This is a genomic window from Cohnella fermenti (assembly GCF_004801405.1).
GTDB lineage: Bacteria > Bacillota > Bacilli > Paenibacillales > Paenibacillaceae > Cohnella > Cohnella fermenti.
Genome location: NZ_SSOB01000004.1, coordinates 106,777 through 130,263 on the forward strand (window position 1 = coordinate 106,777; position 23,487 = coordinate 130,263).

Annotated in this window: 6 protein-coding genes; all 6 read left to right on the forward strand. The window is 62.3% G+C overall.

The window, feature by feature from the left end; genetic code table 11:
* Positions 1–15 precede the first annotated feature (15 nt).
* The 6 genes from E6C55_RS04610 to E6C55_RS04635 all read left to right on the forward strand — a co-directional run bounded on the left by E6C55_RS04610 (position 16) and on the right by E6C55_RS04635 (position 23,128).
* Complete coding sequence (locus E6C55_RS04610) at positions 16–2,040, forward strand: MGH1-like glycoside hydrolase domain-containing protein (protein WP_136368604.1); 2,025 nt, start codon at positions 16–18, stop codon at positions 2,038–2,040.
* 29 nt (positions 2,041–2,069) lie between these two features.
* Positions 2,070–5,786 carry a sugar-binding protein gene (locus tag E6C55_RS04615; protein ID WP_168735459.1) on the forward strand — a complete coding sequence of 1,239 codons (3,717 nt, stop codon included), beginning with the start codon at positions 2,070–2,072 and terminating at the stop codon, positions 5,784–5,786.
* Between the two features lie 210 nt (positions 5,787–5,996).
* Positions 5,997–7,598, forward strand: coding sequence for a response regulator (locus tag E6C55_RS04620; protein WP_136368606.1), 1,602 nt, complete (start codon positions 5,997–5,999; stop codon positions 7,596–7,598).
* Positions 7,595–9,382: a cache domain-containing sensor histidine kinase gene (locus E6C55_RS04625; protein ID WP_136368607.1), complete on the forward strand. Its 1,788-nt coding sequence runs from the start codon at positions 7,595–7,597 to the stop codon at positions 9,380–9,382. Before E6C55_RS04620 ends, E6C55_RS04625 begins: the two co-directional genes overlap by 4 nt.
* A 414-nt stretch (positions 9,383–9,796) precedes the next feature.
* The gene (locus E6C55_RS04630; protein ID WP_168735460.1) at positions 9,797–21,394 is read left to right on the forward strand and encodes a glycosyl hydrolase 53 family protein; all 11,598 of its coding nucleotides are present in this window, start codon (positions 9,797–9,799) and stop codon (positions 21,392–21,394) included.
* A gap of 153 nt (positions 21,395–21,547) precedes the next feature.
* Positions 21,548–23,128 carry an ABC transporter substrate-binding protein gene (locus E6C55_RS04635; protein ID WP_136368609.1) on the forward strand — a complete coding sequence of 527 codons (1,581 nt, stop codon included), beginning with the start codon at positions 21,548–21,550 and terminating at the stop codon, positions 23,126–23,128.
* The last annotated feature ends 359 nt before the right edge of the window (positions 23,129–23,487 follow it).

The following is a 23,487-nucleotide window of genomic DNA, read 5'->3' on the forward strand; positions in this document are numbered from 1 at the left end:
TGAGGTGAATCGACGATGTTCAAGCTGGAAGATTACGAATTGGATTTGCGTCGCTGTCTCGCTCCAGAGAAGCATGTCTGGGCGGGCAGCGGCTACAGCACGGCGGCGCCGGAGCGCCGAACCGTCGCGGGGGTGAGCGGCTGCTATTCGCCTCCGTATGCCGCGGGCGATCTGCGACTCGGCTTTACGCTTGTTGCCGACGGCCATCGCATTCCGGATACGGGCCATCTGGGCAAGGGGGACGTCGGCTTGCTGTATGCGGAGGAGCGATGGCGGCCCGACCGCATCGTCCGCAGAGGAACGTACCATCACAGGCTCGACGGGAAGCTGCTCTCCCTCGGCGTCGTCAGCGAGCTGGTGCCGCTGTACGGCCTGCACGGCTTCGCGCTGAAGCTGACCGTCCGCAATCGCAGCGGCCGCTCCGTCCGGCTCTCCGTTCTTCCGCAGGTCGAGCCGGGCAAGCCCGCCCGCGTCTCCCTCGACGAATGGGATTACGGCTGGCCCGACACTTCGGCGGAAGCGGCACGCTCCGCAGGGGACGGGGTATGGGAAAATCCCGATGCGAGAATAACGCTGCTGCAAGAGGACGACGGGATAATGACGCTGGAGCACGGGGAGGAGCGGATCATGCGGTTCGCGGTCGGAATCGGCGCCGCCGGCGTTCCCTTCCGGGCGGAAGGAACGCTGGCGCAGCTCGAGAGCCGGACGCGGGAAGCATGGGAGCGGCGGCTGGAGGAAGCGAGCGCGCGGCTCCCGTCGCTCTCGTCGGATATTCCGGGACTGGAGGCGTACTACCGGCGATCGCTTCTGAGCGGGCTGATCTGCCTGTGGGACAACCCCGAGTTCGCCATGCAGCCGTTCCCGGTCGTGTCCGGCATCGAAGGAGCCGGAATCTGCTGTTACCCTTGGGACGCAGGCGGCTATGCGGCGAAGACGATGGGGCTGCTGCTGGGCGAGGAGAAGAGTCTGGAGCTGGCGCGGCTGATGGCGGCGAGCGGCATCGACCGCCATTCCCGATTCGCGCCGAGCGGCAAGGGGGCCAACGTTCCTTATTCGTACAGCTTGTGGTCCTACGTGCACTTCGTCTGGTCGGTCATGCTGCTGCACGGCGGCGGGGAGGACCTGTATCCCGCGATGCGCGAATTGGTGCTGAAGGACGATGGCCGTCTGCGCGAGTGGAACGGGCTGCTCGACTACGGCCTTCAGCCGAATCTGCTGGAGATGAGGGGAGCCGGATACGAGCATATCGTGGCCAGCCCCAACGCCGAGCGCGCCTGGAGCTATGAGCGGCTGGCCGAGCTGGCGGAGAAGCTGGGGCAAGGCGGGGAAGAAGCCGCGCAGTGGCGCGGGAAGGCGGAAGCGATTCGCCGTTCAATACGCGAGCGGCTGTGGGACGAAGAGAAGGGATGGTTCAAGGCGCTTTATCCGGACGGCCACGAGGAGACGATCTATTCGATCCAGTACTTCGACGCGCTTCGGTTCGGGGCCTGCACGGAGCCGATGGCGGAGCGGATGCTTGAGCAGGTCCGGGACGGCGCGTTCCTGGGCGAGTACGGCGTCAGCAGCGTCTCGGCGGAGGACGAGCTTCACTACGAGCTGAACGATCCGGACTGGTCCGGAGCAGGCACGTATACCGGCGACGCCCCGATGCTGGCGCTGACGCTCTGGGAACGGGGATATCCGGACAAGGCGTGGGACGTGCTGAAGCGGCTGTTCTGGATGGGGCGGCATCTTCCCTACTATCCGCAGGAGCATTATTGCGACAGGCCGGCCGTTCCGGCGCACAAGCGGGCCAACGTCGTCGCCGGCCTGTCCGGGGCGGAGGCGATCCTGTTCGGACTGGCGGGCATCGAGCCGGGGCTGGACGGCAGTCTGTCGGTCCGCCCTTGTCCGCCGGCGGAGGGGACGATCCGGATCGACGGCTTCCGGCATCGGGGGCATACGGTGGATATCGCCATGAGCCCGGGGCATTGCGAGATCGTCTGCGACGGCCGACCCGTCTATGCCGGCGCCCCGCGGGCCGTGCGGATCGTGAATTAAAATTCAATATCAATCGGAGGACGATGATGATGAGAACACGTTCTTATTCGGCTTCAAGCGCGGTTGCTCTGTTGCTGGCGATTGTACTGCTGTTCTCCGCGGCGGCGGGGGGATATCCCTCCGCCGTTTACGGAGAACAATTGGAAGCGTTATCAGATGAAGGGGCGCAGGCGGAGACGGCTTCCTGGGAGCAGTTCCGCTCCGGCTTCGGAAGCCACGACCATGCGCTTGCGCTTGAGGCGGGCGCCGACGAGATCGTCATTGACGGCAGCTTGGACGAGTGGGACGGCTATGCGGAGCTGCAGCTTCCGGCGAAGGACGACCAGATTCAGATGAGCGGCTGGGGCGGACCGTCGGACGTATCCGCAAGCGTCTACCTGGCGTACGACGACGACTTCTTCTATTGGGCGGCGGCAGTGACCGACGATATTCATGAGCCGATCGCCGGAAGCACGATGTGGCGAGGCGACAGCATCCAGTTCGCCTTCGGCCTTAACGGCGAGTACGGGCCGGAATACGGCATCAATTATATGGATGGCCAAGCGAATATTTGGCAGTTCAGCGAAGGACAGGCCGCAGTCGGGGCGGATCAGATCACGGCCGCAGCCGTTCGCAGCGGCAACGAGACCGTCTATGAGGTCAAGATGCCGTGGACCGCGATTGCAGCCGGCAAGCCCGAGGCGGATCTGCTGCCGTTCACCCTGCTCGTGAACGACAACGACGGGGCCGGCCGCCGCGGCTGGCTGGAATGGACGCAAGGCATCGGCAAGGCCAAGAACCCGGAGCTGCACGGACAGGTGCATCTGATTCCGGCCGATCGGGAGTGGAGCTTCTGGGTGGAGGGACCTCGGCAGACGGCCGTAGACGCCTCCGTCTCCTACTCGGTATATGCCGCGAATTGGGAGGACGAGCCCCGCACGCTGAATCTGACCTCCGTCTTCCTCGGCGAAGACAGGGAGGTGACGATTCCGGCAGCGTCCGTCGCGCACATTCCGATTCCGTTCACAGCGACGGAGCCGGGAACGTACGAGCTTGACTTCGCGCTCTCCGATCCGGCTTCGGAAGCCGCAGAGCAATGGACGTTAACCGTGGACGCGGCCATGACGGCTGCGGACGTGGAAGCGATGCTGGACGCGACGGAGACCAAGCTGCCGCTTCTGGAGCAATGGCTGACGGAATGCGAAGCGCTCGGCCTGTCGACGGATTACGAGCGCGTCAATTATACGGTTATTCAGGACTTTATCGCTTACGGCAAGGAGGATATCGCGCAGGGACGGCTGAGCCGCGCTTATTACGTGGCGCTGGAGCTGGAGAAGCTGTACGACGAAGCCGCAGCGGAGCTGCAGGCGTCGCTGGACGGCAGCCGCACGCCTGCGGAGGTGCCGCGTTACGTGACGGGGCCCGTCGATATCTCGGGCTACTCCTTCGTCGGGGATACGCAGGTCAGGAGCACGGGCGTCGTCGAGACGCGGCCGATCATCTTCACCGGCTACGGGGCGTTCACCCAGGTTCGGAAGGATGTTCCGAAGCTTCAGGATCTGGGGGCCAACGTCATTCAGATCGAATTGGGGCCGCGCGACGTCATTCTGGACAAGACGGATTACATCAATCAATACTCGGTCAGCCGGGCGGGCGGGGTCGTCGCCTCTGCGGCGGTGACGGACGACGCGAGCCGGAGCGGGAACGCTTCGTTGAAGATTACGAATTCGTCGCCGTTCCAATCGAACGTCTACTTCAACGTCGGGCAGACGATAGCGGTGGAGCCGAACACGACCTACGAATTCAAAGTATGGGTCAAGGGCGAGAACGCGAAGAACACCTGGTTCCCCGGAGGCTCCGGCATGAAGCAGCGCAAGTCGTTCCCGAGCGGGACGTACGACTGGCGGGAGGTCGAATACGAGTATACGACGGGAGCGGCGGAGACGTCTTACAAGCTGCTGGTCGTCTCGGAGAACGTGGGAACGATCTGGATCGACGATCTCAGCGTCACGAAGGCCGGCAGCGATATCAACCTGGTGAGCAACCCCGGCTTCGAGGATCTGGGAGGGTATTCGGAGGACAAGGAATACGTCGTATCGACTCAGAAAATCCACTCGGACATCGAGAAGGTGCTGCAGAACGCGGAGGAGCACGACGTTGCCGTCAACCTGCTTATTTCGCCGCATTATTTTCCCGACTGGGCTCTTGCGAAGTGGCCGGAGCTGAGTTCAGCCAACAACGGCTTCATCAAGTTCTCGTTGTTCCAGCCGATGGCTCAAGAGATTATCGAGGATTACTTGAGAGCGCTCATCCCGATCGTCTCGGCGTACGATTCGCTGCACAGCATCACCTTGAGCAACGAATCCGTCTATCAGGCGAATAAAGACCCGAACGCCGCGGGCGCTTGGCACGCTTATCTGGCGGAGCTGTATGCCGGAGGGATCGGCGAGCTGAACGACGCCTACCAATCCAACTACGCGGCCTTCGCCGAGGTGCCGATGCCGGACAATGTAACCGCTTCCGTCCGTTCCTACGATTACGTCCTGTTTAACCAGGACTACTTCGCCAAGTGGCACGAATGGATGGCGGACATCATTCACGAGCTGGCGCCGGACCTGCCGGTTCAGGCGAAGATTATGGGGGACCCGCAGGGCAGCCTGGCCTGGGGCGTGGACATCGAGCGATTCTCCGAGTTCAGCCAGATCAACGGCAACGACAACTGGAATTACATCAACGAAGGGCCGAAGGGCTTCATGGAGGAGCTGAGCTTCTACGACCTGCAAGCTTCCCTGAAGGAAGCGCCGGTGTTCAATTCCGAGCATCATATCATCGCGGACGGGGACAGCGACTATTCGCCGCAGCAAGCGAAGCATCTGCGGTCCGTCCTGTGGCAGAGCGCGATTCATGGACGCAGCGGCTCCGCCATCTGGGTGTGGGAGCGAACGTACGATGCCTCGTCCAGCCGGGAGGGCAGCATTCTTCACCGTCCCGACGTCGTCGCCGAGGCGGGCAAGACCAATCTGGACCTGAACCGGCTGTCCCTGGAGATCACGGCCTTCCAGAACGAACGTCCGCAAGCCGCGATTCTGCATTCGACCGCTTCGGGAATCTTCTCCGGGGATTACTGGAACGCCAGGCTTCGCTCCTACGAGGCGCTGTCCTACAGCGGATACAAGGCGGGCTTCGTCTCGGAGAAGCAGGTCGCCGAAGGCGGGCTCGAGGCGTACGAGCTGCTGATCGTCCCCGCCGCTTCCCGCGTGGACCCGGCAACCTTGTCCGGCATTCAATCGTTCATGGAGCAGGGCGGACGCGTGCTGCTGGTCGGGTCCCACTCGCTGGAGCTGGAGCCGCGCGGCGCCGCGCAATCGGCCGCGGACCGGAATTATGTGTTCGCCCATGCCGCCAAGCTGAACGCGGAGACCTCGACGGCTTCCCAGATCCGCGACGCGCTGCAGCCGATCCTCGGCGATATCGATCCGCAGCACGTTACGCTGAAGGTGGCTTCATCCGGAGAACTGCCATATAACGTGGAATGGCGCAGCGTCGAGCTGGACGGCCGGAGATTGCTGAACATCGTCAACTACGGCGACAGCCCGGTAACGGTAGAAGCGTTCCTCGGGAGCGGCGGGAACGCCCCGATCGGCGGATTCGCCGACCTGATCGCCGGCGAGACTCTCGCGGGAACCGAACTGACGCTCGAGCCGCTCACGCCGTATCTGCTGGAATTCGCCGCAGCTTCGGAGGAGGAGCCGGAGCCGTGCCTGTAGCATAGCGGGGACATCGGAGCGGCATCGGCAAGAGAATCCCCGCCGCCTGAGAGAATCGAAGAAAATGTTCGGTTTGTCCCGTAGGCAGTGACTCCTCCTCCTTCTATAATGGGGAGACGGAGTCGCAGCCTGCGGACCGAGCCCGATCGGCGGGCCGACGGTCCGGGGGGCGCGACCGTCCGGAGCTTCGTGATTCGGGGAGGGATTCTCTTGAGATTATTGATCGTGGATGACGAGACTCGCACCCGGGAATTGCTGCGCACCTACATTCCGTGGGAGACTGTCGGAATCGATGAGGTGGAGACGGCGCGGAACGGCCTGCAGGCTCTGGAGATCGCCAGGGAGCGGAAGCCGGACATCATTCTGTGCGACATCCGGATGCCGAAGATGGGCGGAATCGAATTCGCGACGGAATACCGCAAGTCCGATCCCGATTGCCTCATCCTCTTCCTGAGCGGATTCTCCGACAAGGAATACCTCAAGTCCGCCATTCATCTGAAGGCGTTCACGTATATCGAGAAGCCGGTCAATCTGAACGAAGTCCGCGACGCGGTGGAGTCCGCCATCCGGCTCCGCCGCGAGGAGCTGAAGCGCAGGGACGAGGAGCGGATGCTGCAGGAGGGCTTCGACCGCAGCCTTCCTTATCTGCGGCAAGAGATGGTGCGGCGGCTCGTCTCCCATCCGGATTCTCCGCACGTCGCTCCGGCTTTGCGCAGTCAGGAGACGTTCCTGCTTCCGACGGAAGGGCCGTTCACGGTGGCGGTCGCCAGCCTGTACTGGAGCCCGTCCGATCTGCCCGAGGACCCGGGGATCACGCAGCAGCGAATTCTCGAGTCCATCTCGAACCATGCGCGTCTCCACGAGTTGAAAGCGCTTGCCGGCTTCGACTCCCGCCATTTTCTAATCGTCGTCATTCCGGGAGCCTACGGCAGCTCGTACCGCGCGGGCAGGGCCGTCATCGAGGAGGTGCTGTCCGCCCTTCGGGAGATCGGAGGACCCGAGATCGATCTGCGGCTGGGCGTCGGGGGGCCGGCCACGTCGTTCGTGAGCATCCCGGAATCGTACCGTCTCGCCTCGCTTGCGTGCTCGTACCAATATTACGGCAACGGCGCGCAGCCGATCTTCTCCGATGCGCTCGGCCGGCATGAGCCGGTGGCGACGAATTGGGAGGAGGTCCGGCTCATGCGCGACCAGCTTCGCAAGGGCCATATCGAAGAGGCGAAGCGAATTGTCCGGGAGTGGACAGATTATGTGCGCAAGCAGTTGGACCTGGACATCCTGAGGCTCAAGGACACATACTTCCAATTCCTGATCGCCGTTATGGAGACGGCCGTTCAGCTTGGGCTGGCCGAGGTGTCGGAGGACACCGAGCGAAGGTACATGTGGAAGGAGATCGACCGCATTCCGAGCCTTGCGGCGCTGGAGCAATACGTGCTGTCGTTCCTGGACGCGATGGCGGAGACGGGCGAAGAGGAGGGCGGCGCGGGAAGCGGCAAGATGCGGGAGATCGTGCGCTATATTCATACCCACTTCCACGAGAAGGGCTTCACGATCCGGGAGATCGCCGACCATATGCAGCTTAGCGAGACGTATCTGTGCGCGTACTTCAAGAAGATGAGCCGTCAGACGATCAAGGAGTTCATCACGGATACGCGCATGAGCCGGGCGAAGGAGCTGCTCGCGGACTCGAACGTCAAGATGACCGAGGTCGCCTTGCGGATCGGCATCTCCGACTCGAATTACTTCACGACCTTCTTCAAGCGGAATGCGGGCTGCACCCCCTCCGAGTTCCGGGAGCGTGCCATCCGATGAGACGCAAGCTGAAGCGGTCTTTCTACCTGAGCATCCGATACAAGCTGTTCGCCATCTTCGTGCTCGTCATTCTGATTCCGTTCCTGCTGCTGCTTTTTATCCATATCAGTCTCACGCAGAAGGAGAACAAGGAAGCGGCCGAATACTCCTCCCGCAAGATGCTCGACGAGACGAGGGCCTACCTCGAGTACAAGTCCGAAGCCATCTCGGAGGTGCTCAACTTCATCGCATTCAACGAGCTCGTGAAGAATGCGGTAACGGCGGATTCCGCGCCCTACGAGGACATCGACACCTGGCATATGGACGCGCTGCAGTTGTCCCGGCTGATCAATCAGTTCCGCTACAACGACGATATCCAGGCGATCCAGATTTACATGAAGAAGGGGCTGGCCGAAGCGACGGAGAACGCCGACTTCCTGCGCATCAAGGAGGTGGAGGACAAGCCGTGGTATGTCCGCTTCGCCGCGTCCAAGGCGGTCGTCGCCTGGCTGCCCTCGACCGATCTGGAGCCGGATGCGGACCCGCGCGAGCTGACCGTCCTGCGCAAAATCCCGAACGATCACGACGTCCGGCAGTTCGACGGAATCGTTCGTGCGCGGGTGAAGCAGACCGCGATGGAGTCGGTGCTGAACCATGCCATCCTGACGCCGAACGCGGTCGCTTTCTTATTCAACGAGGAGGGGGAGCTGATCGGCAGCTCGGAAGGGTTCGAATACCCGGACGAGCTTGTCGGGCAGGTGAATGCGCTCTTCGCCGATTCCGACGCGGGGGACAGCTACGACAACGACAACTATCCGATCGGAGGCAACCGGCACCTGCTCGGCGTACAAGCGATCCCGCACACCGACATGAAGGTCGCGCTGACCGTGCCGTATACCGATATCCTGCAATCGACGGTCAAGGCGCGGAACCGGATCGTGACGATTTTCCTCTTCGTCGTTCCCTTTATGCTCCCGCTCTCCTATCTCGTGGCGGAGTCCGCGACCAAGCGGATTCGCCGCCTGATCGTCCATGTGCGCAAGGTGAAGCACGGGAACTTCCAGCTTGCGCCGCTGCCGGTGAACGAAGACGAGATCGGGGAGTTGACGCATAACTTCAATACGATGGTGCAGAACATCTCGGGCCTGATCGAGGAGAAGTCTTCGCTCGGACGCGAGGTCAAGAACAAGGAGCTGAAGGCGCTGCAGGCGCAGATCAACCCTCACTTCCTCTACAATACGCTCGATCTCATCAACGTCATGGCCATCGAATCGGATGCGCGGGACATCAAGCGGGTCGTCGACGAGCTGGCCGTCTTCTACAAGCTGAGCTTGTCCAACGGCAAGGAGTACGTGACGCTCGAGAGCGAGCTGAAGCATATCGAGGCGTACGTGCGCATCCAGAACATGCGATTCGGAGACGGCGTCCGCCTGGAATTCGAGGTGTCCCGCGATCTGTACGATTGCCTTCTGCCGAAAATTCTGCTGCAGCCGCTTCTGGAGAATGCGATTCTGCACGGGATTATGGAGAAGGACAGCGAGGAGGGCGATATTCGGGTGTCGGCCTGGACGGACAAGGGGGATCTCCTGATCGAGGTCGCGGACAACGGCGTCGGCATGGACGAGGAGCAATTGGAGGCCATCCTGAAGCCCGCGGCGAAGGCGGACCTGGGAGGCTACGGGGTGCGCAATATCGAGGAGCGTCTGCAGCTATCCTACGGCTTGCAGTACGGCCTGAAGTACGACAGCGCTCCCGGCGAAGGAACCCGCGTGCTGCTGCGGCTGCCCGAACGGAGAGCGGAATAGCGCCGATCTTGGCATCGAGGTTTCTTGAACTTAAACGGATTTGCCCGGAGGCTGTCCCTGAGTCGATTGTCGGCTGATGGGGGCAGCTTCTTTTGGTCGTGCTGCGAGAGCGGCGCGGAGGCGAACAACAGCCGGGGGAACATGTATCCACTTCCAGGAAGTAGGCGAACGGGCGCTTTTCGACCTTCGATTTTCAGAGGAAATCGTAAGTTTGTCGTATGTCGGCGGGAGGATGGAGCAAGTAAGATTAGAAGGGAAAGCGTTTAATGGCGGTTGAGTGGATTTGCGATTCCGGCGCGGGCGGCAGCCGCCATTGGCGCAGGGGCATGCAGGTCGGCTCTATTCGAGTCGCGCCTTCATTGAATGCGCTTTCAATTGCACGGTTCTTTCTATGAAAAGGAGGTTGGCAACACGATGAGGAACAGGCTTAGACGAGCGGTCGCGCAAACGCTGACCGTTGCGCTGCTCGCGGGATCGGCGTTCGGCTTGCCGCTGGGGACGGGGGTTAAGGAGGCAAGCGCGGCGGCGGCGCCGTCTTCCGTCAATCTCGGGTTCGAGACCGGCGACTTGACGGGATGGTCGAAGACGGGAACGGCCGCGGCACAGACGGCGGACAAGCACGGAGGCGCGTCCGCGGTCAAGCTGTCCGCGGCCAATTCGTCGATCGCGCAGACGATTACGGGAATCGAGCAGGGCAGCTATACGTTGTCCGCTTGGGTGAAGGGGTCGACGAGCAGCACGAGCAACGCGGCTGCGATGACGGCGACGAACACCGGCGGTCCGGACACCCGGCTGCTGATCGACGGCTATATCAGCAGCACGGAATGGACGCAGGTGTCTCTGCGCAACGTGCTCGTCTATAACGGGCAAGCGACGGTCACGTTCGCATCCGGAAGCGGGACGAACCTGATGGTGGACGACATCGAGCTTACGCTCGACAGCAGCGACGAGAATCCGGTGGCCAACTGGGACTTCGAGACCGGCTCGCTTGCCGGCTGGACAATCGATGCGGGAACGGCAGCGGTAGGCAGCAGCTCGGATACGGGAACGAACGCAGCCGTGCTGAGCGCAGACTCGCAGATCAGCCAGACGGTTGCGGTCAAGCCGAACACCGATTATATCGCGACGGTTCGCGCGAAGGTCGATCGCCAGGATACGTGGGAGACAATCTACCAGAGCAACTACCTCGGCAATACGGGGCAACTGGTCAACGTCACCGCTTACGGCGACCGGATCAACCTCGGGGTCAAGAACCTGAGCGGAACCGTGCTGCGCCAAGCGCCGGACGGCACGGCGGGCTATGCGCTGCTGACGATCCGCTTCAAGACGGGACCAAGCGACGACCAGGTCGTTCTGTACGCGAATACGCTCAACGACGAGAACTATCGGAAGAGCGTGCAGACGTACAATTCGCAGGGCGGGAACGCCAGCCATGACGGCTGGACGGGCAACGGCACGGACAAGGCTTACGTCGACAACTTCGACTTGTTCGAGATCGACAACAGCACGGTCAAGGGAGCGGACGTCTCCTTCCTGCCGGTCATCGAGGACAACGGCGGCAAGTACTTCGCCAACGGCGTTCAACAGGACTGCTTGACGATTCTCGCCAACCACGGCGTCAATGCGGTCACGGGGATGCTGTTCGTGCACGCGGGCAACGCCATCTACGATCAGAGCAGCCCGAAGCAGCAGCAGTACACGGACTTCACGGACGAGGACGGCAATCCGTTCCCGTATACGATGCAGGCCGGCTACTTCGACAAGACGCACGCGCTGGCATTGGCCGAGCGGGCGCAGGAATTGGACATCGGCTATCTGCCGAGCTTCCACTTCAGCGATGCCTGGATGAGTGCGGGCAAGGCGTTCACACCGCTGGACTGGATGTACAAGAACTCCAGCGGCGCGCTGGTCGACCAGTCGCTCGACGAGATGACGACGACAATGTACAACTACGTGTATGACTTCATCAAGGCGCTCGTCGATCAGGGCACGACGCCGATGGGCGTCAAGATCGGCAACGAGCAGGACGGCGGCATCGCCTGGCCGAACGGCAAGGGCTACAGCTCCTCCGGCTTCAAGGCGCTGATCAACGCGGCTTACGATGCGGTGCACGATGCGGCGCCGGGCGTCAGCGCATTCATTCATACGAATAACGGCTACAATCCGGACAATTCCAATACGGTATTCGGGAAGCTGACTTCGAACGGCGTCAAGTTCGACGGGCAAGCGTACTCGTTGTACGGCGGACATACGAGCGATGCCATTCCTTCGATGCTGACGAACGATATCGCGAATTATCCGGACCAGGATTATCTCGACGTCGAGACCGGCTATTCGTTCACCAAGTACAACCCGGACTATGCCGACGAGAGCGGCTCGATGGGACAGACGGCTTATTATGTCGCGAGCAGTCCGAATGGGCAGTACAACTGGCTGCTCGATTACATGCAGGCGCTGCGGGAAGTGGCGAATCCGCATGACCGGATGAGGGGCTTCTTCTACTGGGAGACCGACTGGATCGTCGTCGAAGGCGCGGGCTACGCGACTCGCGGCGCGAACACGGTCGACCGGCGGACGATGTTCAACAACGGCGACACGTCCATCAAGGAGATGGGCAGCACCGCGAACGGCAAGATGGGCGACATGATGGACAGCATGTACGCTTACCTGTGGAGAGGTCATGCGAAGAACAAGCCGGAGACGGCGCAGACGCCGCTCAAGGGCTTCGGCACGTACAGCGTGACCAAGACAAGCCCGACCGGCATTACGCTTAACCAATCCGCTCTGAGCCTGACCGAAGGCAAGACGACGAGGCTGCTGCCGACGATCGCGCCGGACTCGAACGCAAGCTCGAACAAGCTCGTGTTCGACAGCAGCCTGACGTGGACATCGAGCGATCCGAGCGTCGCGAAGGTGAATGCGGCCGGCTATGTCACCGCCGTCGGAACGGGAACGGCCCGCATTACGGCGACGACTGTCGACGGCGGCTTATCGGCATCGGCCGACGTGACGGTTGTGCCGCCGACGGATGCGGCCGGTTTGACCTTGAAGGTCGGCGGCAGCGTGCCGGGCAGCACGGTCAGTGCGAAGGTGTGGGACCAGCAGACGCTGGTTGCGACACTGCCGGCCGGCACGACGAACAAGCGCGTCACGTTCACGTCCAGCGACCCGAGCGTGGCTTCCTTCCTCGGCGAGTTCTGGCAATCGTCGAACCCGGGAACGCTGTACCAGCAGTCGGACGTGACCGCGAACGTCAAGCTGAACGTCAAGCATGACGGCACGACGGTCATCACCGCTACATCGGCGGATGGGCTGGCTTCGGCTTCCTACACGCTGAACGTCACCAAGATTCCGGTGGCAAGCGTGACGCTGAACAAGACGAGCGCCACCGTCAGCCTGGGCCGGACGCAGCAATTGACGGCGACGGTCGCTCCGGCGGACGCCAGCTTCAACACGCTTAGCTGGACGTCTTCCGATCCGACCGTTGCGACGGTCGATGCGAGCGGGCTGGTCACGACGCTTGCGACCGGCACGACGACGATTACGGCGACGTCGGACGACGACGCCTCGATCAAGGCGACAAGCGTTATCACCGTTGTTCCGGTTATGGTGACGGGCATCTCCTTAAGCAAGTCCGCGCTCAATATCATGGTCGATTCCACGAAGCCGATCGTGGCGATTCTGGCGCCGGACGACGCTTATAACAAGACGGTGAATTGGACGTCCTCCGACGAGACGGTCGCGACCGTCGATGCGAACGGCAATGTGACGGGCGTGACGGTCGGCACGGCGACGATTACGGCAACGACGGCGGACGGAGGTTATACGGCGACGACGACCGTCACGGTGCAGTCCACTCCGGTGGCCGTAACGGGAGTCGCGCTCGATGTCGGCTCTTATTACTTCGCGTCGGATTACTTCTCGACGACGAATCCGGCGGCCGACGCTCCGACGAAGCAGTTGGTTGCCAACGTCGTGCCTGCGGACGCGACGAACACGGACGTCGTCTGGACGTCCAACAATCCGACGATCGCGTCGGTTGACGCCTACGGCAAGGTGACCGCGATCAAGGCGGGCGTGGCGGTTATTGCCGCCAAGACGAAGGACGGGTCCTTCGAGGCCGACGCGACCGTGTATGTGCCTTCCGTCAGCGAGAGCTTCGACAATCGGACGCTCGCGGACAATTGGTCGGCGGCGGCAGGCTCGGCAGCCGCCTTCGCGACCGTCGGGGTCGCGGCGCCGGCGGGAGTCGGCAGCCAGGTGTTCTCGCTGGCCTCGAGCGGCAGCGGCGCCCGGGCGGAGTACAAGAGCTTCTCCGTCGCGAACAACAAGATCGTGCTGAACTTCGATTGGAACGTGGGCGCTCCCGGCTACGGCACGGGTCAACTGCGCATCCAGGACAGCGCGCACAACAACTACATTACCTTCGGCATTCCGACGGGAGGCAGCAGCTCGATCGTGTACGATACGAGCGCAGCGATCGTCTCGAATACGGCCATAACGGGCACCGCCGTTGCCGCGAGCGGCTTCAAGACGGCAAGCGCGACCTACAACGTGCAGGTGACGCTGGACATGGCCGCGAAGAAGACCAGCTTCACCTTGACGAACAAAGCCGATTCCGGCATGACGACGACGGTCAGCAATCTGGCCTTCGATTCCGGCACGGCGTTCAACAACAATCTCGGTTATCTGGAGTTCTACACGACCCGTCCAACCGGCACGACAGCGACTTGGACGACGTGGCTCGACAACTTCAACGTCTACACGGCCGTTCCGGCTCCGGTATCGGTGACGCTGAGCAAGAGCTCGCTCAGCCTGCTGGACATTCCGGGGACGCCGGGGAATACGGCGCAGCTCACGGCCGCGGTCAATCCGAACATGGCGGGCGTCGACCAATCGGTAACGTGGTCGTCCAGCGACACGTCCGTCGCAACGGTCGGCAGCTCGGGCCTTGTTACGGCCATCGCAGACGGCGACGCGGTCATTACCGCGACTTCGACGGCGAATACGGCTCTGTCGGCCAGCGCTGCGGTCAGCGTTCACCCGATTATTCCGGTGGAAGCGATCGGCATCAAGAACGGTTCGGGCGAGGCGATCGACGGAACGATCGTCAATCTGAGCTCGGGCAGCATCCTTCAATTGACATCCATCATGAACCCGGGCACCGCCGACTATCGGTCGATCGCCTGGAGCTCCAGCAAGACCGGAGTGGCGACGGTCGACTCTTCGGGTCTTCTGACCGCCGTAGGTCCGGGAGAAGCGACGATTACGCTGACGGTCGACGCTTATGCGGATAAGGGGGGCTACCAAGGCTCGACCTCCTTCACCCTCGTTGTGTCCGGAGACGCGGTGCTGAACACGCTCGCGCTTCAGACGGCAATCGAGCAAGCCATTGCCGCCAAGACCTATGCGGACGATTACTATACGGCCGATAGCCTGAGCGCCTACAAGTCGGCATTGACGACGGCGCAGAACGATCTGGCTGCCGCAAGCTCGGAGCAATGGGACGTGAGCTATCAGAGCCGTATCGATGGCGACGCGGCTGCACTGAACGAGGCGGCGGGCGGACTGGCGAAGAGCTCCGTCATCCCGGCGACCGGCGTCGCGTTGACGCCTTCCGCGCTCACGCTGACGGCGGGCAAGTCGGGGCAGTTGACCGCCTCCGTCGCACCGGCTTACAGCACGAGCCAAGTACAGACCTGGACATCGAGCGATCCGGCGGTAGCCGTCGTCGCGAACGGCGTCGTAACCGCCGTCGGCGTCGGTACGGCGACGATCACGGCCGCGACCGAGAACGGCAAGACGGCACAGGCCGCGGTGACGGTAACCTCGGACCTGTCGAGCGGCTATGCGTCGAACGGCGGCTCGATTGCGGCCAACAAGACGAAGTCGGGCTATTATCCTTACACGCCGGTCACGAGCGGCACGGCATGGACAAGCGGCGCGAACTTGCAGACGTCCGGAACGCCGGTCACCTGGCAGATCGATCTGGGCTCCTTGGCCCGTATCGACAACGTCAAGATGACGTTCTGGCAGACGATGAAGTTCAGCCTCGAGGTGTCGAACGACGGCACGAACTGGACGACCGCCGTCGATAATTCCGCCAGCTTCGGCGGGGCGACGACCGTCTTCACGACGGCGATGCCGGCGAATACGGTCGGCCAGCATATTCGCTTGACGATTTACGGCGTCTCCACGACGACCGACTGGGTAGGGCTCGTCTACTTCCAGGCGAACGGCGCGTTCATCTCGACGCCGGCTTCGATCTCGCTGGATCGCAATTCGGCTTCGCTGAACATCGGCGAGACGCTCCAGCTCGCCGCCTCGTTGGCGCCGACGAATGCCGATCCTCGCGTGACGTGGGCATCGAGCGACACGGGAATCGCGACGGTAAGCGCGAGCGGCCTGGTTACGGCAATCGGCGGCGGCACGGCGACGATTACGGCATCCTCTTCGAACGGGCTGACCGCCCTTGCGACGGTAAGCGTAACAGGAGCAGCCGTGTCGGTTGCCGGAGTCGGAGTCGCTCCGTCCGAGCTGAGCCTTGAGGTCGGAACGACCGGGCAGTTGACGGCGACGGTGCTTCCGAGCGATGCGACCAACAAGAGCGTGACGTGGTCGACGAGCGACGCGAATGTCGCTGCGGTCGACGCGGGCGGCGTCGTGACCGCGAAGGCCGCGGGTACGGCCGTCATCACCGCGACAACGGCAGACGGCGCGAAGACGGCGACCGCGACCGTGACGGTTACGGCGATCCCGAGCGACCGCGTGGCAGTCGCGCCGGTAGCGGCTCTGCAGAACGGCTCGCGCTCCGACTTCATCATGGGCGCGGACGTCTCCGAGCTGCATGAGCTGGAGAAGTACGGCAAGAAGTTCTACGATACCGACGGCTCGGAACTGAGCGCGCTTCAGATTCTGCAGAACCACGGCGTGAACTACATCCGGCTGCGCCTCTGGAACGATCCGACCGACGCGTTCGGCGATCCGATCGGCGGCGGCAACACCGACCTGGCCAGCGTCATCGCGACGGCCAAGAACGCGAAGTCGCTCGGCATGAAGGTGCTGCTCGACTTCCATTACAGCGACTTCTGGGCCGACCCCGGCAAGCAGAACAAGCCGAAGGCCTGGGCGAACGACACCGGCGCGACGCTGCAGCAAGACGTGTACGACTTCACCTACGCTTCGATCGACGCGATGAGGGAAGCCGGCGCGCTTCCGGATATGGTGCAGATCGGCAACGAGATCAACGGAGGTCTGCTGTGGACCGACGGCAACTCGGCATCGAAGGCGGCTCCGCTGCTGCAGAAGGCTTCCGAGGCCGTGCGCGCGGTCGACTCCGGCATCCAGATCATGATTCACCTGGCCGGCAGCTCCAGCGGCGCGGCGAGCTCGTTCACGACCAACTTCGACGCTTGGACAAGCGGCTCGACGGCCGTCGACTTCGACTTGATCGGCATCTCGGCTTATCCGTACTGGCATGGCACGATCGCGCAGAACGCGACCATCCTCAGCACGCTGGCAAGCCGTTACAACAAGCCGGTCGTCGTCGCCGAGACGGCGTACGCCTGGACGCTTGAGCCGGGCGACGAGACGATCAACAACTTCGACCAGACGAGCGCGAACACGGCGGGCTATACGCCGACTCCGCAAGGGCAAGCCGCGGAGCTGCGCGATATCATCAACAATCTGGCGAACGTCCCGAACGATATGGGGCTTGGCTTGTTCTACTGGGGAGCCGATTGGCTGCCGGGGAACGATACGGGCTGGATCACGGGACAAGGAAGCGGCTGGGAGAATCAGGCGCTGTTCGACTACACCGGCAAGGCGCTGCCGTCCATCGACGTCTTCAACCTGGTGCGCACTTCGACCGCAACGCCGGCTTCCCTGCTGACGGCGACCGAACCGTACTACACGACGATCAACGCCGGCAGCTCGCCCAGCTTGCCTTCGACGGTAAGCGGCCGATACAGCGACGGCTACTATAAGAGCGTTGCCGTCGATTCCTGGGATACGAGCGCGATCAGCCTGTCCACGCCGGGCATCTATACGGCGCTCGGAACGGTGGGCGGCGTCGCGGGAGCGGCGAAGGCCGTCGTTACGGTTCAGTCGGCTCAACCGACGAATCTTGTCGTGAGCCCGGGGCTGGAGACCGCATCCTCCAATTGGACGATCAATTCGCCGCTGACGCGCAAGAGCAATGCGACCGACGCTCATGCCGGTTCGTACGCGCTGCACTTCAGCACGACGACGACGGCGAAGACGGCCTATCAGACCATCACCGGTCTTGCGAACGGGACGTATACGTATTCCGTCTGGGCGGAAGCTTACAACGACCCGGCCAGCCCGGACGTGTTCATCTACGCGACCGGCTACGACGCCGCCGATTCCGCGGCGACACTGAAGCAGAGCGTCACGTTCGGAAGCTGGGGCGCATGGAATCAGTATTCGATTACGGTGCCTGTCACTTCGGGGACCGTTACGATCGGGGTGAGCGTCAAGGCGGCCGGAACGATGTACGGCGACTTCGACGACTTCTACTTCGGATTGCCGCCGGCGGACGCCGACCCGAGCACGCTTGTGCAGACGGTCGCCGTACAGACCATCGACGGCACGGAACTGGAAGACGGAGATACGATCACGGCAGCGTCTCCTTACGTGAAGCTGTCGACCGCAACTCCCGACGCCACTATTTTCTACTCGATTGATGGCAGCACGCCTGCGTATTCAAGCGGTTCGAGCACAACGCTTGTGTACACGGGACCGATCCGGGTAGCGAGCAACACGGTGCTGAAGTTCTACGCGACGGCTCCGGGGTATGTGAACAGCCCGGTCAGCACTTACGCCTTCAAGTACGACTCCTCGGATGCGGGCTCCGCGGCGACCGGGGGCGGCTTCGAACAGGCCGGAGATCTGGGCGGCTGGACGCTGACGGGCGTCGCGCAGGGCGACGACAACGCCACATATGTCTTCGACAGCGTGGCGGACGCCGCGAAGGGCGTCGTCTTCGCAGGCGGCTCGCAGTTCAAATATTGGCAACTGGGCGCCTACAGCTTCACGCTGTCCCGCACGATTACCGGCCTTGCGGACGGCGTGTACAAGCTGTCGGCCGTCTCGTCCGGCAAGAGCAACTATGCGACGGATGCGGCGGGCAGAGCGACGAACAACGCCGCGGTCGCGACGCTGACACTGAAGGCATCGACGCCGACGACACAGGCATCGGCGAATGTCATCAACCAGGGCACGGCCAGCGGAACGGGCTGGAACGTATGGCATACGTTCAGCGTATCGAACATCGTCGTGACCGACGGCACGGTTACGATTGCGTTCGAAGCATCGGCAGCGGCCGATTACTGGGGTTACCTGGACGACATCAAGCTCGTTCGCGTCGGAGATTATGCGAGCGGTTCGATCTCCGGTACGGTGAAGGATACGTCCGATCATCCGGTTGCCGGGGCGACGGTCGAACTGACGCTGAACGGCAGCGCGATCGCCGACACGACAACGGACGAGAACGGGGACTACTCGTTCGAATCGGTGCTCGCGGGCGGAGGCTACACGGTAAGCGCCGGCAAGGCCGGTTATACGAGTGGCAGCATTACGGAAGTGACGGTTGTCGAAGGCAACAGCACGACGGGCATCAACCCGGTTGTGACGGCGGATGCCGTTGCGGCCACCGGAGTCGAGCTGAACAAGACGACAATTAGCCTGGCACCCGGCGGCACGGACACGTTAATCGCAACGGTGAAGCCGAGCAACGCGACGAATCAAGACGTCACGTGGACGTCCAGCAACGAGACGGTAGCGACGGTCAGCGAGAGCGGCGTCGTGACGGCGGTCGGCGAAGGCACGGCGGTCATCACGGTGACGACGGACGACGGCGGCTACACGGCGACGGCCAACGTGACGGTGGCAAGCGAGCCGGAGACGAATGAGCCGGTGTCGGCCACCGGAGTCGAGCTGAACAAGACGACAATTAGCCTGGCACCCGGCGGCACGGACACGTTAATCGCAACGGTGAAGCCGAGCAACGCGACGAACCAAGACGTCACGTGGACGTCGAGCAACGAGACGGTAGCGACGGTCAGCGAGAGCGGCGTCGTGACGGCGGTTGGCGAAGGCACCGCGGTCATCACGGCAACGACGGATGACGGCGGCTACACGGCGACGGCCAACGTGACGGTGGCAAGCGAGCCGGAGACGAATGAGCCGGTAGCGGCCACTGGAGTCGAGTTGAACAAGATGACCGTGAGCTTGTCTCCTGGAGGCACGGACACGTTAATCGCAACGGTGAAGCCGAGCAACGCGACGAACCAAGACGTCACGTGGACGTCGAGCAACGAGACGGTAGCGACGGTCAGCGAGAGCGGCGTCGTGACGGCGGTCGCAGAAGGCACGGCGGTCATCACGGTGACGACGGGAGACGGCGGCTACACGGCCGAGGCCAACGTGACGGTGGCAAGCGAGCCGGTCGTCCAGGCGCCGAATGCGCCGACCGGGCTGGCCGCAACGGCACAGGGAACGGCCAGCATCAAGCTGGTATGGTCTCCTGCCGATAATGCGGTAAGCTATGCCGTCTATCGTTCGGCTTCCCTCACGGGAACCTACGCGCAGATTAATGTCGAACCCGTGACGGGAGCGGCCTATACCGATACCGGACTCGCTTCCGGCACGACCTATTACTACCAAGTAACGGCGATAAACGAGGCCGGCGAATCCGCAGCGTCCGCAGTCGCATCCGCGACAACGACCAGCTCGGGCGGCAATACCGGCAACAACGGCAATAACGGCAACACGGATAGCGGCACGGATGCTTCGAACGGCAGCGGCTCTGCCGCGGGCGGCGGAAGCACCGAAGTCGCCGGAAGCACCATTACGGTCCGCACGTCCGCCGGCTCCAATGGCACGGCCCGGGCGACGCTGACGGCGGAAGCCGTGAAGCAGGCCGCTGCGGCCGCCAAGGACGGCAAGCTGGTCATTCGGGTTCAGCCGGATGCTTCGTCGGCAAGCAAGGCGGAAGTGACGCTGCCGGTTCAAGCGGCGCTCGAATCGGGTCAAGCATCGCAGCTTAGCCTGAGCGCGCTGGGCATCGAGCTCTCCATCTCCCTGAAGGCAGCGGACGGACTGGTGTCCGGGGATGCCAAGGAGCTGACGGCGGCAATTGCCGCAGTTGCCTCTTCCGAATTGTCGAAGAGCGCGCAAGATCGCATCGGCAGCCATCCGGTATTCAATATCGGATTGACGGTCGACGGCAAGGCGATTGCTAACGCCGGCCAATCCGGCGCCGTGACGGTCACCGTTCCTTACGACCTGCAAGCGGGCGAGAAGGCCCACGAGATTGTCATCTACTCCATCGGAGACGACGGCGAGCTCAAGGTCGTCAAGAACGCGAAGTACGACGCGGCAAGCGGAACGATAACGTTCGAGCCGCAATCCTTCGGCACTTACGCTGTCGGGAACGGCCATGCGAATCTGAACGACCTGAACCAAGCCGAGTGGGCGCGCACGATGATCGAATCGCTCGCCGCCCGCGGGATTGTGACGGGAACGGGCACCGATTCGTTCGAGCCGGGCCGTTCGGTGACGAGAGCGGAATTCCTGAAGCTGCTCCTCTCCGCGCTTGATCTGACGGACGCGGAAGCGACGTCCGGCTTCGCGGATATCTCGTCCGGCGCTTGGTACTACCAAGCGGTTGCGACGGCCGAGAAGCTCGGCATCGTGAAGGGCAAAGCCGACGGCACGTTCGGAGCGAACGAGACGATTACGCGCGAAGACATGGCGGTCATGCTGTCCCGCGCGGCGGCAGCCGCGAACGTGAAGCTCGGCGGGACGGGAATGTCCTCGCCGTTCGCGGACGGCGACGCAATCTCCTCGTACGCAAGCGACGCGGTGAACGAGATGCAGCAAGCCGGTCTGATCAACGGCTTCACGGACGGCACGTTCGGTCCCAAGCAACAGGCGACGCGTGCGCAAGCCGCGGCGGTTATCTACAAGCTGCTCGGCAGCAACGGCTAAACGGCAAGACGGCAAGCCTCCGGACGCTCCGGGGGCTTGTTCTCCATCCCGGAGCTTCTGCGCAGTTGCGGAGAGGAAGTCTCGCCTTCCCGCCGCCCAGTTGGTATAGTAGAGGAAGCGCTTAACCGAACAACGATGGGGGAAGGGAACGGAATGGAACGGCGATGGGAGCGGAAAAAAAGGGTGCTCGGGCTGCTGCTGTTAATGTTGACGGGGATGCTCGTGTTGTCGGCTTGCGCGGGGAAGGGGAAGGAGAGCGGGGGAGTCGCCCCGGACTCCGGCCACGAGAAGGAAGTCAAGCTGGTCGGCTACTTGATCGGAGAAGCGCCGAAGGGCATGGAGGCGGTGCTGAAGGCGATCAACGCGAAGCTCAAGCAAGACATCAACGCGACGCTCGAGCTCAATTATATCGGTTGGAGCGATGTCGCGTCGAAGTACCCGCTTGTGCTTGCCAGCGGGCAGGACGTCGACTTCGTGTTCGCCGCGGACTGGAACTTCTATGTGTCCGAAGCGACGAAGGGCTCCCTGTATCCGCTAAGCCGCGAGCTGTTGGAGACGTACATGCCCCGGCACATGCAAGCGATGCCGTCCGAGGCGCTCGATGCGGCCCTCGTGAACGGGACGCCGTACATGATTCCGACTTCCTCGCCGGACCGCAAGGTGAATGTTGCGTTGTTCCGGAAGGACATCATGGCGCTGGCGGGCATGTCGGAGATTACGAAGTTCTCCGAGATCGAGCCTTATCTGGAGGCGGCGAAGCTGAACTATCCGGACATGATCCCGCTCAATCTGGACTCGCAATACGATCTGCCGACGCCGTACGGCTATCTGCTCACCGAGAAGTTCGCCTGGTACAGCGCTCCGTTCGATTCCAGCGATCCGCTCGCCCAAGGGATAACCGCGGATATGGAAGACCCGGCGGGCACGATCTACAGCATGACGGAGAAGCCGATTCTGAGCTGGCAGAAGCAGGCCGCGAGCCTCATGAAGGAATGGTACGACAAGGGATACGTCAACAAAAACCCGTATGCGAACAGCGTGCGCTCCAAGGACAACTTCTGCGAAGGCAAGTCGGGGGTTGCGTTCGGCAATTCCAACGACATGCTGAGCGTCTTCCTGTCCTGCAAGGAACAAGGAATCGACGTGTATCCGTTCCCGATGCTGTATCCTTCGGGCAAGGCGGCGCAGGCGAGCTGGCTGAACAACGGGGTGGCGATCTCCGCGTCCTCGAAGAACCCCGAGCGGGCGCTCGAGGCGCTCGACCTGCTGATGGAGGAGCCTTCGTACGTCTACCTGGCTTATTACGGCATCGAAGATGTCCATTATTCGATCACGGACGACGGGCGGCTCCGCTTGGCGGAAGGAACGGCATCCGAGGCCGACTCGTATCCCCCCGACGCGGCCGGCTTCTGGTTCGTGAACAAGAATCTGTTCAAGCCGCTGGCCAACGAGACCGAATCCTATCGGGAGCTGCAGGAACGGGTGCAGCAGGTGCTGGAGCCCGCGCCCTATCTCGGCTTCCTGTTCAACTCGGACCAGGTGAAGTCGGAGATCGCAGGCATCAAGAGCGTGTCGACCCAATACGCGCAGCCGATCTATATCGGTGCCGTTGACAATGTCGATGCCGCATTCGATACGCTGACCCAGCATCTCAAAGCCGCCGGCATCGATAGGGTGAAGGCCGAGGTGCAGAAGCAAGGGGCCGAGTTTCTGGCCCGCAAGCAAGCGCAATAAGCAATCGTCGCAAGCCTGTCCGGGCGCTTAAACCTGGGCGGGCTTTTTTGACATATAAGAATCTATAAGTGTTGGGGCAGCCCATTTTGAATCGTGCGGGAAGGGGGGGCGGGTATCTCGCCGGACTCGCCGGATACGAGGAATTGATGTGAAATTTCACATTCGAGCGGCGAGATAACGGGCAGGTTGGACGATTCTATGTGAAAAATAGCCTATATAGAGAAAATTCCGGCTCCATTTGCCGCATGTAGGCTAAAAATCACATAAAACGCCGAGATTGCGGCTCCATTCAATCCGATGAATGTGAAAAACCGCATAAAATCGCAAAAGCCGGCGGACCGGAGGTGCGAACAGCGTTG